Origin of the sequence: Spiroplasma litorale (assembly GCF_001267155.1) — a bacterium.
Classification (GTDB): Bacteria; Bacillota_I; Bacilli_A; order Mycoplasmatales; family Mycoplasmataceae; genus Spiroplasma_A; species Spiroplasma_A litorale.
Genome location: NZ_CP012357.1, coordinates 1,075,523 through 1,091,405 on the forward strand (window position 1 = coordinate 1,075,523; position 15,883 = coordinate 1,091,405).

Below are 15,883 nucleotides of genomic sequence, written 5' to 3' on the forward strand. Positions count from 1 at the left end.
CTTATAACCGGTTATTATTTACCAGCTGCTTTACCTTGTTTTCTAATAATTTTTTCATCCCTGTATTTAACACCTTTACCTTTATAAGGTTCAGGTTTTCTATATGCTCTAATATCTGCGGCAACTTGACCTACTAATTGTTTGTCAATTCCCATAATTTTAACTTCAGTTGGTTTAGGAATCTCTACTGTTATTCCTTGTGGAATTTGATATTCCACTGGATGTGAGAATCCTAGTGATAAATTTATTTTATTACCTGCAAGAGCGGCACGATAACCAACCCCTACTATGTCTAATATTTTTTCAAAACCTTTATTTGCACCATTTAACATACCCTCTAACAATGAGTTTGTTGTTCCGTGTAATTGTTTTGTATGTTTAATTTCATTAGCTCTAATTGTTGAAAGTTTTTGATCTTCAACTTTTATTTGAATAAGTGGACTAAATTTTTGTTTTAGTTCACCTTTTGGTCCTTTTATAGTTACAACATTGTTTGGTTCAACTTTAACTTCAACTCCTGAAGGGATTGATAATATTCTATTTCCTATACGTGACATAAAATATCCTCTTTCCTATCAAATAAATGCAAGCACTTCTCCACCAACATTTTGTTGACGTGCTTCTTTATCTGTCATAATACCCTTTGAAGTTGAAACAACAGCAATACCAAGTCCATTTAAGACGCTAGGAATTTTATCTGCATTTGAGTATACTCTTAGTCCTGGTTTTGAGATTCTTTTTAACCCTTTAATAACTCTGATTTTCCCTTTGTATTTTAAAGTAATTGTAATACCTTTTTTAAAGTCATCTGCTACTGAAAAATCTTCAATGAAGCCTTCTTTTTTTAAGATATTTGCAATTTCTAGTTTAACTCTGCTTCCTGGAACAAAGACTTCTTTATGAAAACGTTGGTTTGCATTTCTTATTCTAGTAAGCATATCTGCTATTACATCTGTAGTCATATCTTATAATTTTCCTTTCACTATCATGATGCTTTTTTAACACCAGGGATTTGTCCTTCATATGCAAAGTTTCTGAAACATACTCTACATAAGTTAAATTTTCTCAAAACTGCATGTGGTCTACCACAATGCCCACAACGTGTATATTCTCTAACCTTAAATTTTTGAACTTTGGTTTGTTTTACTTTTAATGATTTTTTTGCCATATAATCTTCCTCACTACTTAGCGAATGGCATTCCTAATTTTTGAATTAGTGAGAATGCGTCTTCTTTATTCTTTGCTGTTGTAACCAATGTAATGTCCATACCACGAACTTTATTAACTTTATCATAATCAATTTCTGGGAAAATGATTTGTTCTTTTACACCAACTGTGTAATTACCTTGTTTGTCAAAACTATTTTTAGGTACTCCTCTAAAGTCTCTAACACGAGGTAATGCAACGTTTATCAATTTTTGTAAAAATTCATACATTCTTTTTCCTCTTAGTGTGACCTTAGCTCCGATTGGCATACCTTCACGTAATTTGAATGCTGCTAATGATTTTTTTGCTTTAGTGACTAACGGTTTTTGTCCTGTTATTAAAGAAAGTTCATGTACAGCTGCATCTAATTTTTTAGAATCTTGAACTGCATCTCCAACTCCCATATTAATAACAACTTTGCTAACTTTTGGAACTTCCATAATTGATTTATATTTTTTTTCTTTAAATAGTTCGGGAACAATCTTATCTTTGTAAAGAGCTTCTAAACTATTTTTAGTTTCTTTTTTTGCCATTTGATTTTCCCTCTCTATTTAATTTCTGCTCCAGATTTTTTAGCAAATCTTACTTTTTTACCGTCTGTTATTTTATAACCAACTCTTGTTGTATTACCTTTACTTTTTGGATCTACTAAAGCAACATTTGATATATTTACAGATACAGCAATTTCTTTAATTCCACCTTCTTGATCAGTCTCAGAAGGTTTAACGTGTTTTATACCATTTACGCCTTCAACGTAAACTTTTGTTTTATCTTTTGATATTTTTTTAACTGGTCCAGTTTTTCCTTTATGACTTCCTGAGATAACTTTTACAACGTCACCTTTTAAAATTTTTGATTTATTCATAAAAGCACCTCCTATAAAACTTCTGGAGCAAGTGATGCAATTTTGTTAAATCCTGCATCCTTTACTTCTCTAGCGATTGGACCAAATATACGTGTACCTCTTGGGTTTTTATCATCTTTTATAATAACTGCAGCATTTTCAGAAAAACGAATGTATGTACCATCATTTCTTCTTAAACCTCTTACAGTTCTAACAATAACAGCTTTTACAACTTGACCTTTTTTAACAGCACCACCCGGTGTTGCAGCTTTAACAGTTGCAACAACAATATCACCAATGTTTGTAAATTTTCTAACACTACCACCTAAATTACGAATTACTAATATTTCCTTGGCTCCAGAGTTATCAGCGACTTTTAATCTTGATTCATTTTGTATCATACTTAAACCCTCTTAATTAAATAATTGCTTTCTCTACAACTTTAACTAACCTAAAGTTTTTAGTTTTACTTAAAGGTCTAGTTTCCATTATTTCTACTCTATCGCCTAAGTGAGCTTGTTGATTTTCATCATGAGCTTTATACTTTTTAGAATATTTAACACGTTTTTTGTAAATTGGGTGGTTTTTGTAAGTTTCAACTAGTACTGTAATAGTTTTATCCATTTTGTCTGAAACTACCTTACCAACGTAAGTTTTTCTAAGATTACGATCCATAACTAGTTTTCTCCTTTTTTAGTGCTTGTTTTTTTTGCTGTTGTTTTTTTTGCTGTTGTTTCATCAACTTCAACTGTTTTAATTTTTTTAGAAGCTAATTTTTTATTTGCTTCATCAAGTTGTTTTTTTGCTTCTTGAGCATTTGAACCAAATGTATATGTCTTAGCATTTTTTGGTTTTGCTGAAAGTTTTAAATCAATTCCTTCAACATTTTCAGCTTTAACTGTACCAACTTTAACAGTTTTAGGCTTTACATCTTTTAAAGCAGCCTTACCTTTTCCAGTTGCTTTAGCCTCTGAAACATCAATTGAAGAATGATCTTCAATAACTTTTGAAGATGCTTTACCAGTTTTTTTAGCTGATTCTTTAGTTAAAACAGCTTTTACTTCTACTTCTTCAACTTGTTTTTTTGCTGGTTTAGCAGCTGTTGATTTAGTAGTAGCTGGTTTTGCTTCTGCTTTTGTAGAAGGTGCTTTTGTAGTTTTTGTTTCTTTAGCAGCTGTTGATTTAGTAGTTGCTTCTTTAGCAGCTTTTGGCTTTGTTTCTTTTGCAGCAACCTCTTTTACAGCTTTTGGTTTTGCCTCAACTTTAGCTTCTGCTTTTTTAGCTGGTGCTTTTGTAGTTTTTGTTTCTTTTACTTCAGATTCATCTACTGCTGCATTCATTGCGGCAAGTATTGCATCTTCAGATACTTGTGCTTGGTTTGCATTTCCAAATTGCTCTTGTTGCATTTTTTCAAGCATTTCACGTTGTTTTTTACGAACTTCTTTACCTGCTTTTTCAGCATTTTCTACAGCTTTACTATAATCAGGTTTAACAACAATTTTGTCAACTTCTTCTCCAGATCTTTTTCTTTCCCCTAATAACAATTCAATTCTTGCAATATCTTTTTTTAAAGATTTTATTTTGTGAGTTTGTTCTAAACTACCAACAGCAGCTTGGAATTTTAATGCAAATAATTCTGCACGACGGTCTTCACCTAATTTAATAAGATCTTCTATTTTTTTAGTTCTTAATTCCATTACTAAGTCTGCGCTTTTAGACATTATTCATCACCTCTTTTGATAATTTTGCAAGTAACAGGTAATTTATGCATTGCAAGTCTTAAAGCTTCACGAGCTACCTCTTCAGAAACTCCTGCAACTTCAAACATAAATTGTCCAGTTTTAACTATTGCTACTCACTCTTCTGGTGAACCTTTACCTGAACCCATACGTACTTCTAAAGGTTTCTTTGTTTTTGCCATATGTGGGAATATTCTAATTCAAACTTTACCAAAACGTTTCATATAACGAGTCATTGCAATACGTGCTGCTTCAATTTGTCTTGAAGTAATTCATGCACCATCAAGTGACATTAAACCATATTCTCCAAAAACAATTGTTTTTCCACCTTTTGCTTTACCTTCGTAGCTAACTCTGTGAGGTCTACGATATTTAACTCTTTTAGGCATTAACATAAGTTTTTACCCTCCCTTTGAAACTTTCTTATAAGTTTTGTTTTCTTCGATAACTTTTGAATCTTTGTTGTTTTGGTGCATTTTACCAAGAATTTCTCCATGGTTTATTCAAACTTTTACACCGATTTGACCATATGTTGTTCTTGCTTCGTATAAAGCATAATCTATATCACTTCTTAGAGTTGATAATGGTACTGAACCTTCTAGATAACCTTCAGTTCTTGCCATATCAACTCCACCAAGTCTTCCAGAAACTGCAGTTTTAATTCCTTTAGCTCCTGCTTTTAAAGCTTTTCTAATTGCTAATTTTTGTACAGTTCTAAAACTTGCACGGTTTGTTATTTGATCTCCGATAAATTGTGCTACTAATCTAGCATCAACATCAGGATTTTTAACTTCTACTACTTTAACTTTTACAACTGCTTTTTTATCATGTATTGTTTTTTTAACAGTTAAAACAATTGATTCAACATTTTTTCCTTCTTGACCTAAAACTATTGCTGGACGAGCAGAACGAATAACTAGAGTAATTTCTTTTTTGGTTCTTTCAATTTCAACTTTTGAAACTGCTGCATTTTTTAATTTTTTAAGAACTGCTTCTCGTATTTTAATATCTTGATGTAATCATTTAACATATTCGCCTTTTTCAGCATATCAACGATTATCTCAACTTCTAATAATTCCAATTCTTAAAACATTAGGAGATACTTTTTGTCCCATACTTCTAACCCTTTCTAGTTATCATCACTAACTACAATAGTTATGTGACTTGTTCTTTTTAAAATTTCATATGCTCTTCCGTGTGCTCTTGGTCTAAATCTTTTTAATGTTGGTCCTTCGTTTACGAAGATTGTTTTAACAACTAATCTGTCTGCTTCCATACCGTTATTATTAACAGCATTTGCAACAGCTGAGTTCAATAATTTTAAAACTGGTTCTGATGATCTTTTGTCTTGGTTTTGAAGAATTGCGATTGCATTTGCAATCTTTTTATTTCTGATAGAGTCTGCTACTAGTCTAACTTTTCTTGGTGATATTCTAATCATTGTTAATTTTGCTTTTGCTTCCATAATGAACCTCTCTTAATGATTATTTTTTCTTTTTCTTGTCATCACCATGTCCACCAAACTTACGTGTTGGTGCAAATTCTCCTAATTTATGACCTACCATATCTTCTGTTACATAAACTGAAATAAATTCTTTACCGTTGTGAACGCTGAATGTGTGACCTACAAAAGTTGGGAATATTGTTGAACGACGTGATCAAGTTTTTATTGTTTCTTTTTTACCAGTCATTGCATCTACTTTTTTTAATAAGTAGTCATCTGCAAATGGACCTTTTTTTAATGATCTTGACATATGTATTCCCTCCTATTTACTTTCTTTACGTCTTCTAACAATTAATTTAGTTGACGCCTTTTTAGGATCACGAGTTTTAACACCCAATGCTTTTTTACCTCAAGGTGTTAAAGGTGCTTTTCTACCAATTGGAGCTTTACCTTCACCACCACCATGTGGGTGATCAATTGGGTTCATAACTGAACCACGAACTGTTGGTCTGATTCCTCTTCAACGATTTCTTCCGGCTTTACCTCAGTTTATTAAGTTGTATTCTTCATTACCTACTTCACCGATTGTTGCAAAACAATCAGCTAACACTTTTCTAACCTCACCTGAGTTTAGTTTTAGTGTTACGTATTTTCCATTTTCATCTTTACCTAAAATTTGAACTTTACTTCCAGCACTTCTTGCCATTTGTCCACCTTTACCAGGTTTTAATTCAACATTATGAACTAATGTACCTTCAGGGATATTTTTTAGCGGTGCTGCATTTCCTAATTTTATATCTGCGTTGATAGATGAGACAACTTCTTGTCCAACTTTCATACCTTTTGCAAATAAAATATATCTTTTTTCACCATCGATATAGTTAACAAGACAAATGAATGTGTTTCTATTTGGGTCATATTCAATTGTTTTAATTTTTCCAACTATATCTAATTTATTTCTTTTAAAGTCTATAATACGATATTTTCTTTTGTGTCCCCCACCTTTATGGCGAGTAGTAATTTGACCGTGATTATTTCTTCCTGCCTTTTCATTAATTTTAGAAAGCAATGAGCTCTCAGGCTTTGAAGTTGTAAGGATACTATAATCTAAGCTTGTCATATTTCTTCGACCATTAGTCGTTGGCTTATATTTTTTGATTGGCATAATTATCCTCCTTTTATCGCCGAATCTTTTTTAAAAAATAATTATAATTATTCTTCGTTTAAGATATCTAGTTTTTCGCCATCTTTTAGAACGATAATAGCTTTTTTGAATGATGCAGTTTTACCAGCATATTTACCCATTCTTTTATCTTTACCATCATAATTCATTGTTCTGACGTCTTTTACTTTAACTTTAAAGATTTCCTCGAAAGTTTTTTTAATTTGTGTTTTGTTAGTTCTTTTATCAACGATAAATGTGTATGAATTGTTTTGATGACCAATGTATGTTTTTTCTGTTAACAAAGGTTTTTTGATTACTTCTGTTAAGTGCATTATGCATACACCTCCTCAATTTTGTTTACAGCTTCTTCTGTAACTAACAATTTAGTTGCATTTAATAAATCAAATAGATTCATTTTTTGGAAATCTAATGTTTTAACACCTTGAATGTTTCCAGCAGATCTAACAACAACATCTTCATGTTCTCTAGTAACAATTAATGTTTTTGTATTTTCAGCTTTTAAATTTTTCATAACTTCAATCATTTCTTTTGTTGAAGGTTTTGCGAAACTGAATTTATCAAGAATAATTAAATTATTTTCTTTTGCCTTAATGCTCAATGCACTTCTAATAGCAAGTCTTCTTATTTTTTTATTAACTGCTTTTTTGTAATTTATGTTTGGTGTTGGACCAAATACAATTCCTCCACCCCTTCATTGTGGTGCTCTAATTGAACCTTGACGTGCACGTCCAGTACCTTTTTGTCTTCAAGGTTTTCTTCCTCCACCACTAACTTCTGCTCTAGTTTTTGTTTTTCTTGTACCTTGTCTCAAAGCTGCTTGTTGTGAAATAAGTGTGTCATACAAAGCTTGATTATGTGGTTCAATTGATCAAATACTATCATTTAAATTAATGTCTTTAACTGATGAACCTTTTACGTCTAAAACTTTTGCTTTCATATTAACTTACCTTTCTCAATTAAGCTGCAACTTCTTCTGCTTCATTTTTAACTGCATTATTAGAATTTCTATTTAATAATACTGAAGCTGTTGATGCTTTTTTGCCTTTTGCGTTTTCTTTAATTACAACAAAACTTTTTCTTGGTCCTGGTACTGAACCTTTTACTAGAACTACATTTTTTTCTGTATCAATTTTTATTATTTCTAAATTTTGGATTGTTACTTGTTCATGTCCCAAATGACCTGCCATTTTTTTAGATTTGAATATTCTATTAATAATAGCACCCATTGATCCAATACCACGGTGGTATCCTGAACCGTGACCCATTGGTCCTCTTGCATAATTATGTCTTTTTATAGCACCCGCAAATCCTTTACCTTTAGATATACCTGTTACATCCACAAATTGACCTGAAGTAAATAAATCTTCAATTTTAACTTGTGAACCAATTTCATATCCGTCCATATCTCGAATTTCTTTTACGAAGCGCTTAGGTTCTGAGTTAATTTTTTTAAATTGACCCATATCTGGTTTATTTAATAAGTTAGCTCTCTTATTACCACAAGCTAGCTTAAGTGCTTTGTAACCGTCTTTTTCAGTTGTTTTTGTTTGTAGAACAACATTTGGTTGTACTTCAATAACAGTAACTGGGATTAACTTACCACTTTCGCTAAAAATTTGTGTCATTTCTAACTTACGTCCTAAGATTCCTTTCATTTGATATTTCCTCCTGAATTTTTTTCATGTATATCGTGTTTTTTTATAGTTTGATTTCTATATTAACACCTGTAGGTAATTGAACTCTTGTTAGTGAATCCATTGTTTTAGGTGTAGGTTCCACAATTTCAAGTATTCTTTTATGTGTTCTCATTTCAAATTGTTCTCTACTATCTTTGTATTTGTGAGTAGCTCTCAAAATTGTAATGATTTGTTTTTCTGTTGGTAAAGGTATTGGTCCACGAACTTGAGCTCCTGTTGATTCAGCAACTTCAATTATTTTTGCAATAGACTGATCAATTATTGCATGATCATAACCTTTTATTTTTATTTTAATTTTTTGTTGGGCCATTTTTCCTCCTTTTTATCTAACAACTATTTCTAGTGTATTGCAATAATGAACACAAAATATACATGCTTTTTGATTATTACACAATAAAGAAATCATTGCAAGTAATTTTAAAATAAAGTTAAAAAAAACACCCATGTTATTTGAGTGTTTAAATTTAGTTATTTGATATACCAGTTAATGACGCTAATTTTACTCTAAATAATGATTTTAAGATAATAATGTACGCGATTGAGAATATCGCAATTGAAACTCCCAATATTGAAACAAAGACTCATCATTTAATCATTAGTGGTATTGCAATTTCGATTGACAATAGCATTCTTGGCACAAGACCAAACATTAAGCCTGCTGTCATTCCAATTGCTAATGCAGCAAATAATAATGTAAGTGGTAAGAAAATTCACATTATTATTGAGTTAATTTCTCCTAGAGAGTAACCTTGAACCCGCATATAGTTCATGAAGTTTTTGTATTTTCCAACAAAAAGGTCTGTAATAACATAAATAATAATGATACCAACAATCATTGATATAGTGATAAATACCACTGAAATACTTGCTACAGATTTAATCAAATCATTTGTAGCAGCTTTTTTAAGATTAATATAGTCTGTAAATCCAATTGCATCAACTAAATATCTGTCAGCATTTGCTGTTGCATTATTTCAATTTTTAAATTTAACTATTGATCTATTGTATTTATCAATTGGTTCTATATTTTTACTTAATTTTGCATTACTTCATATATTAATTTTTGAGTTTTTTGCATCAATTTTATAAGAGTCATATTTTGGATATCCTATTGCTTTATTAAGTTTAACTTGGTCCATATAAATTTTTGGTGAATCATAAACTTTTTCAACTTTAACAACTGTTGCATCAATTGATTTAGTTGTTAATTCAGTTTTAATTAACTCATTTTCAAGTGCTATATTTCACCAACTATTAGTACCTGACATCAAATCAGTTAGACCGATATCTACAGGTTTACCATTTTCATATTTTCTTACATCAAAAGGATTAAAAGTTAGCTCATTACTATTGTTTAATTTATTTCCAGAAACATTTAAATACTCTTCATTAACACCTTGAAATACTTTACTATCAAATTTACTTGTATCTTTAATAGTTAATGATAGTTTACCTAAATCATTATATTTTTTATATTCACCATCTTCATAATAATATAATTGATCAGATTGGTTACCTTCTTCTGTTGGTGCAAATGCAAAGTGACCTAAATCCATTTCGTTTACATTTATTTCTTTACCATCATATTTTCAAACAAAGTTATCATTAATGTTAGCGTAGCTATTATTATTTGCTTTATATTCTAATTCTTCTACATCAAAGAACATTTTAATTACTTTACCAACATCATAACCTTTTAACTTCATTGTTTCATTGATTGAAACATTGATTGAATCATTTTCATTATATAGTAAATCTCTTCTTTCAAGATTAATGTTTTTGACTGTTGTGTCTTTATTTAAACCATAAATTTTAAAGTCGACTTTTTTATCATCTCTAGCTTTTATGTTTGTATAAATTTCATCTTCATCTAAGTTATAAGGGATTAAATTGAAATTAAAAGCAAAATTTTGGAATGATTCTGGTTCGTCTTCTCATTTTTGTTTAATAACTGATGGAATAATGTTGTTAGTCATAGATTTTATACAATCTTGATAGTCCATATTAGCATCATCAATTGGTGGTTGATTAAATAAAGTTGGTAGAATTTTACATGAAATTTGTTTTACTTGTTCAGTTGGTGGGTTATTTTTTGACCCATATACAGATCTAGAAGTATTAACTATTTGTTGCATAATTCCTGGTGAAAATAAATAACCATTTAACCCTAAGGCTTTATATTTAATAATACTTTCAAACAATCTATGATAATCATCTTTATTATTTGATCAACCTTCTTCATTTAGGGTTGTTAAGTATTTATTGTCTGATGTTTTTTTGTATGCTGAAAATAATGAATTGTTGTAGTTAAATTCTTTATCGCTTCCATTAGTTTCTCTTCAATTAAATTTAGTAAATGGATTATTATTGACAATATTTGTATAAGAATAATCATTATTATAATTTATCGCATTATAGTACTCCGTTGACATTGTGGACAACGCATTTGGAATGGATGCTGAAACCGTTAATATTGTTGTACTAACAAAAATTACAAATGAGAATATAAATAAATCTTTAACTGATAATGCAATAAGCGATCCTCTAATTTTGTTTGTAAATTTAACAAAAGAAAACCTATTAAAGAATTTTGTAAGGGTAATATTTGGTTTGTTACCTCTACTTGGCTGCATTAAAGTTAATGGGTCTTTTTTTACAGTTTTATAAGAAATAAACCATATTAAAAGTATTGCTAACATACCAAATATAAATCATTCAACTAATAAAAATTTTCAATCAATTATTGTGACTATTGGTACATTAAAGTAAATCCCAAAAATGTTCATAAGCGGCCTTTGCATAGCTATGCTTAACCCTCAACCAATTGGAACCATTATAATAATCGGTAGACTTAAATAAAGAATGAAGTTCATTATTATTTTTGTTTTTCTAACTCCCAAAGCTTTTAGGTTACCAATTTGTCCTCTTTGAGCGTTTAAGAATTTTTTTGTTAAATTATAAGTTATAAACAAAATAACTGATAGCAATATTATGCAGAACAAGAATGAAACAAGCAAGAATATAGAAGAAGCTTGACCAAAGAATCCGCTTCTCATATTAAATACTTTTGTTTCTTTAAATGATTTAGGGTTTAACCTGGTAAGAACTGAATAATCAAATTTTTCATCAAAAGTTGAAGTTGATAAGTATTCACCAATCTTTTTAGATACATCTCCAATTTTTAATACGTTATCTGCTGCAAACAATTTGTATAAATTTATTGAGCTTTCCATATCTTTTGGATTACCATTATATTTCATATAAGCTTTTGAAACATCTTGGTATTTTGTATTAGATATAAGACTTTCACCTTTATCATTATCATTAAAAAAATCTTTATACATATCAGAGTTAATATAATAAATTGCATCATTTACTTGATTTGCAAGTATATCTTCATCATAAATTGTTGGATATATATTAAGTGCATCAACACCAACTGCATCTAGTCTTGCTTTTCCATCCTTTGCAACACTTTGACCTGGTAGAATTGCATCTTTTGGAATTAATTGATATTCTTCACCTAATGACAAATTATTATTCTTATAATAACCATAAGTTGTCATAAAAGTTTTCTGAGTTAAATAATCATCTTTATCTGAATCTTGTTCATATACTGTATACAAATCTTCATTATTGAACTTACCATGTTTTTTTCCTGTTTCAGGATCAATATAGTTTGAAAAAGCAGATATAAATCGATATTTACCTTTAACATCTCACATAACAACTTCATTAGTATAAGTTATATCAAAATTTGTAAGATCTGATAATAAATCATAATATGAATTAAAAAAGTCTTTTGCTTTTAAAAACTTTATATCATCAATAAAGTAACTAGATGGACTGTTTTTTGTTGAAAAAAAGTCTTTTGACTCATAGTTTTTTAATAAAAAGCTTCCATAATCTTTTAGCGTTTTATTATCTCATAATTTACCACTATTCATTAACAAAGAGTCTTCATCAGTTATAAAATATCTTATTGTGTCTTCATCAGTTTTTGGATTAGTTTCTACATAAGTATTACCAATTCTTCCATTAAATCCATACTTTTTAAAATCATCAATACTTTGGTATTTGATATTTTCTGATGAATTATTTACAAATTGATTTACTTTTTCATTTAAATCTTTATCTTTTATATTATTTATTATTACATTATCAATTATAAAAGACTTAAAAGCAGACATAATTGGGCTATTGTTTAAATAGAACATATAGTCAAAAATATCTAATGCCACTTTCTTTTGAGAATTATTTAATTCACCTATAAAGTTATTATTTTTTGCATACAATTGTCCAATTAGAGAGTTTTTAAATTGATTTGAATTTTCATTAAATCTAAAGAAACGACCAAATTCTTTTTTTGCAACAAAATTATTTATTTTTTCTTCATTTGTTAGATTTAATATTGCATTATCTGTTGGAGTATAACTATATTTGCTTGCATTTTTATCTTTTTTATAACCTTCTGTATCTCCAAAACCAAAATTTAATAAGTAAATCTTGCTACTATTTTTATCTTCATATTTATATAAATATGAATCATAGTTAGAAGTACCGTCATCTTTTAAGTTTGAAACAAAATTAAAAGGTAGTAATACTGAATCTTTATCATTTCCAATTGTTAATGTAGGAAAACTATATTGTCCATCAGTTACATAATCATTGCTAAATGCAAAAAAAGGAGAAATTGTTTGTGTATCATTTGAACTATAAGAACTAGATGTGAATTTATAGCTATAATCATATCCTTTGAAATTTCTTGATATTTGACTATTTGTTCTAACTAAGTTTGCAGAAACAATCCCAAAAGCTGATGTAAATAGCACACCAATACTTATTAGTATTAAATAGATTAAGAATTGAAGCCAATCTTTAAATAACTGTTTAATACCGTTCTTAAATAAAAGCATAAATACATCCCATTTCTAATAACTAGTTTAAAATAAACTTGCTTTACTATTATAATTAATATTACAAAATAATACTAGTCATTAAATTTATTATATATTATTTATTATTGTGTTTTTGCTTTTAACAAATTCATAAATAATTTTACAAAAGATAAAATAAATTTATTAGTTGATAATTTTTCCTTGGGCTAAAACTGAATTTCCTCCACCTTTTAAATTGTGTGATTTTACAGATTTGAATATATCAATCGCACTGAAATTAGGATTTAATTTTTTAGATACTGAAACATAGTATGTTTGTTTTGCGTTGTTAATAATGTGTATTATCAAATTATCATTTATGTTTTGTAATTCATCAATTAAAACTTTTGTCTCAAAATCATCTAAATCATTTATTTCAAGTTTAATCTCATTAAATCCATCTTTTGGGTTAGGACTAATAGATTTATAATTTTTAATTTTATCTTCAACACTAATATCGCGATATTTTTTTTGTAAATTTTTAAATAATTCTTTAATTTCTAACAATATGTCTTTTAAGTCATCAATATTATCTTTTTTAATTTTTAAAGTTTTAAATTTATCAACTAATTTATAAATTTGATTACAATCTATTTTTTGTTCAAACTCTTTTGCTTTTGCAAACATAGAATCAACTTCATCTTTTATAGAATTATATAGATCACTTAAATAATTATTAATTGTTGAGTGACTTGTTAAAGCGGTGTAACGATAAAGACCACTACCTTTTGATTCAACATTTATTATTAATAAATCTTCTAATTCTTTTGTTGAATTTACGTGAGTTCCACCACAAAGTTCACATGAAAAACTACCAAATTTTATAACTCTAACAACTTCGTCATATTTTTCAGTAAATAAAGCGAGTGCATTATATTTGTCTAACGCCTCTTTTAAGCTACAATGAATAATTTCTCTTTTTAAATCATTTTTTATTTCTCTTTCAACTACTTTATGAATTTTCATAACTTCATCTTTTGAAGGAGGTCTTTTATAAGAAATATCAATTCTAAATCCATTTTCATCATTGTAACTACCATTTTGTAACGCTTCTTTTCCTAAAACTTCTTGAATTGCTGCTTGTAAAATGTGTGTCCCAGAGTGATTTTTCATAGTTAAAAATCTTTTATCTTTATCAATGATAGCTTTAAAAGTTTGGTTTACTTTTACCTTATCTGTAAAAATAATTGTATGAATGTTTTGTTTATTTGGACCTTGCTGAACATCAATAACTTTAAAATAGTTATTATTTTCATCAATTATAAAACCATTATCTGCAGCTTGACCACCTTTTTCAGCGTAAAATGGTGTTTTATCAAAGATTACATAAACTGTTTGGTTATTTGCTTCTTTAATTTCTTTGTCATCAACAAACATATAGATTATTTTAACTTCGCATTCTTCTTTTTCATAACCCACAAATTCTGATTCAACCTTTAGTGATGTTAATATTGGTGATTGTTTATTTCATGCTTTATTTGCTTTTCTTGCTTTTCTTGATAAATCTTTAACATTTTCAAGTAGTTCATTATATTTATCTATATCTACATTTACATTATTTTCATTTGCAATTTCAGTTGTTAATTCAATTGGAAACCCATATGATTCAAATAATAAAAGAGCATTTTCAGCACTAACTACTTTATTATCCTTAATAATTGATTCTAATAACTCATAACCTTTATTTAAAGTATTTAAAAATTTTTCTTCCTCATTTAAAATAACTTCAGAAACAATAGCTTTTTTTTCAATAATATATGGATAAAAATAACTCATACTATCAATTACTTTATCGACTAATTTATGCAAAAATGATCCTTTTATTTCTAATTTTCTACCATAAACTGAGCTTCTTCTAATTAATCTTCTAATTATATATCCTCTGTCTTTATTACTTGGGAACACTCCATCACTTATAGCAAAGACAACTGCTCTTATATGGTCTGCAATAACTTTAAAAGCAGTATTAATTTTAGTTTGGTTTTCATCAATATTTTGATAATCATTGTATATATATTTAAATTTATTATCACTTAGTTTTTCTAATTCTTTTATTGTTGGTAAAAAGATGTCAGTTTCAAAGTTAGTTGGTGTATTTTGAAAAATAGATGCCAATCTCTCTAAACCTGCACCTGTATCAATATTTTTTCTTGGTAAATCAGTATAATTGTTATTACCATCATTGTTATATTGTGAAAAAACAATATTTCATATTTCAATGTATCTATCATTTTCAATATCATCTTTTAATAATTTTGTACCTAAATTGTTTTTATCTCACTCAACTCCACGATCAAAGAAGATTTCAGTATTAGGTCCACATGGTCCTTGACCAACATCTCAAAAATTTGTATCTCGACTACCTTTAAATATGTGATCTTTTTCTATTTTAATTTCTTTTGTTCATATATCATATGCTTCTATATCTTCTTCATAAACAGTTATGTAAAGAAGGTTCTTATCTATTCCAAATCATTTTTCTGAAGTTAGTAGTTCTCAAGCCATTGTAATAGCTTCTTTTTTAAAATAATCCCCAATTGAAAAATTACCAAGCATTTCAAACATTGTTTGGTGTCTTGCTGTAACACCAACATTTTCAATATCATTTGTTCTAATTGATTTTTGTGAGTTTGTAAGTCTTGGTGAAGGAGGTGTAAGTCTTCCATCAAAATAAGGTTTTAAAGTTGCCACACCCGAGTTTATTCATAATAAACTAGGGTCATTTACAGGAACAAGACTAACTGGTTCTAAAAAATGATGTTCTTTTTTCTTAAAAAAATCTATTCACATATCTCTAATTTGGTTTGTCGATAGTTTCTTCATAATTTCT

Annotated in this window: 18 protein-coding genes and 1 pseudogene; all 19 read right to left on the reverse strand. The window is 28.5% G+C overall.

The genetic code is table 4. The annotated features are described in order from the left end of the window. Positions 1-14: 14 nt before the first annotated feature. Entirely contained in the window at positions 15-557 is a 543-nt protein-coding gene (rplF, locus tag SLITO_RS05075; RefSeq protein WP_075058678.1) for a 50S ribosomal protein L6, read from the reverse strand. A 15-nt stretch (positions 558-572) separates the two neighbouring features. Further along, complete coding sequence (gene rpsH, locus SLITO_RS05080) at positions 573-962, reverse strand: 30S ribosomal protein S8 (RefSeq protein ID WP_075058679.1); 390 nt, start codon at positions 960-962, stop codon at positions 573-575. A 20-nt stretch (positions 963-982) separates the two neighbouring features. Continuing rightward, positions 983-1,168 carry a type Z 30S ribosomal protein S14 gene (locus SLITO_RS05085; protein WP_075058680.1) on the reverse strand — a complete coding sequence of 62 codons (186 nt, stop codon included), beginning with the start codon at positions 1,166-1,168 and terminating at the stop codon, positions 983-985. Between the two features lie 13 nt (positions 1,169-1,181). Beyond that, positions 1,182-1,739 carry a 50S ribosomal protein L5 gene (gene rplE, locus SLITO_RS05090; protein WP_075058681.1) on the reverse strand — a complete coding sequence of 186 codons (558 nt, stop codon included), beginning with the start codon at positions 1,737-1,739 and terminating at the stop codon, positions 1,182-1,184. 14 nt (positions 1,740-1,753) lie between these two features. After that, entirely contained in the window at positions 1,754-2,071 is a 318-nt protein-coding gene (rplX, locus tag SLITO_RS05095) for a 50S ribosomal protein L24 (protein ID WP_075058682.1), read from the reverse strand. Positions 2,072-2,082: 11 nt separating this feature from the next. Continuing rightward, complete coding sequence (rplN, locus tag SLITO_RS05100) at positions 2,083-2,451, reverse strand: 50S ribosomal protein L14 (RefSeq protein WP_075058683.1); 369 nt, start codon at positions 2,449-2,451, stop codon at positions 2,083-2,085. Between the two features lie 16 nt (positions 2,452-2,467). Beyond that, the gene (gene rpsQ, locus SLITO_RS05105) at positions 2,468-2,725 is read right to left on the reverse strand and encodes a 30S ribosomal protein S17 (protein WP_075058684.1); all 258 of its coding nucleotides are present in this window, start codon (positions 2,723-2,725) and stop codon (positions 2,468-2,470) included. 623 nt (positions 2,726-3,348) lie between these two features. After that, positions 3,349-3,771, reverse strand: a pseudogene (rpmC, locus tag SLITO_RS06285) (50S ribosomal protein L29); the annotation flags it as partial. Continuing rightward, a complete protein-coding gene (gene rplP, locus SLITO_RS05115; RefSeq protein ID WP_075058686.1) occupies positions 3,771-4,184 on the reverse strand; it encodes a 50S ribosomal protein L16 in 414 nt (137 codons plus the stop codon). The gene rplP and the pseudogene rpmC, both read right to left, overlap by 1 nt. A gap of 6 nt (positions 4,185-4,190) precedes the next feature. Then, entirely contained in the window at positions 4,191-4,904 is a 714-nt protein-coding gene (rpsC, locus tag SLITO_RS05120; protein ID WP_075058687.1) for a 30S ribosomal protein S3, read from the reverse strand. 14 nt (positions 4,905-4,918) lie between these two features. Further along, positions 4,919-5,254: a 50S ribosomal protein L22 gene (gene rplV, locus SLITO_RS05125; RefSeq protein WP_075058688.1), complete on the reverse strand. Its 336-nt coding sequence runs from the start codon at positions 5,252-5,254 to the stop codon at positions 4,919-4,921. A gap of 19 nt (positions 5,255-5,273) precedes the next feature. After that, positions 5,274-5,543 carry a 30S ribosomal protein S19 gene (gene rpsS, locus SLITO_RS05130; RefSeq protein WP_075058689.1) on the reverse strand — a complete coding sequence of 90 codons (270 nt, stop codon included), beginning with the start codon at positions 5,541-5,543 and terminating at the stop codon, positions 5,274-5,276. Positions 5,544-5,555: 12 nt separating this feature from the next. After that, positions 5,556-6,398 carry a 50S ribosomal protein L2 gene (rplB, locus tag SLITO_RS05135; RefSeq protein WP_075058690.1) on the reverse strand — a complete coding sequence of 281 codons (843 nt, stop codon included), beginning with the start codon at positions 6,396-6,398 and terminating at the stop codon, positions 5,556-5,558. A 47-nt stretch (positions 6,399-6,445) separates the two neighbouring features. After that, on the reverse strand, positions 6,446-6,730 hold the full coding sequence (rplW, locus tag SLITO_RS05140; RefSeq protein WP_075058691.1) for a 50S ribosomal protein L23: 285 nt from the start codon (positions 6,728-6,730) through the stop codon (positions 6,446-6,448). Further along, positions 6,730-7,356, reverse strand: coding sequence for a 50S ribosomal protein L4 (gene rplD, locus SLITO_RS05145; RefSeq protein ID WP_075058692.1), 627 nt, complete (start codon positions 7,354-7,356; stop codon positions 6,730-6,732). The genes rplW and rplD overlap by 1 nt, the downstream gene beginning before the upstream one ends. 19 nt (positions 7,357-7,375) lie before the next feature. Continuing rightward, positions 7,376-8,074 carry a 50S ribosomal protein L3 gene (gene rplC / locus SLITO_RS05150; protein ID WP_075058693.1) on the reverse strand — a complete coding sequence of 233 codons (699 nt, stop codon included), beginning with the start codon at positions 8,072-8,074 and terminating at the stop codon, positions 7,376-7,378. A gap of 43 nt (positions 8,075-8,117) precedes the next feature. Further along, complete coding sequence (rpsJ, locus tag SLITO_RS05155; protein ID WP_075048828.1) at positions 8,118-8,426, reverse strand: 30S ribosomal protein S10; 309 nt, start codon at positions 8,424-8,426, stop codon at positions 8,118-8,120. A gap of 154 nt (positions 8,427-8,580) precedes the next feature. Continuing rightward, the gene (locus SLITO_RS05160) at positions 8,581-13,032 is read right to left on the reverse strand and encodes an ABC transporter permease (protein WP_075058694.1); all 4,452 of its coding nucleotides are present in this window, start codon (positions 13,030-13,032) and stop codon (positions 8,581-8,583) included. Between the two features lie 165 nt (positions 13,033-13,197). Next, positions 13,198-15,876: an alanine--tRNA ligase gene (alaS, locus tag SLITO_RS05165; RefSeq protein ID WP_075058695.1), complete on the reverse strand. Its 2,679-nt coding sequence runs from the start codon at positions 15,874-15,876 to the stop codon at positions 13,198-13,200. Positions 15,877-15,883 lie beyond the last annotated feature (7 nt).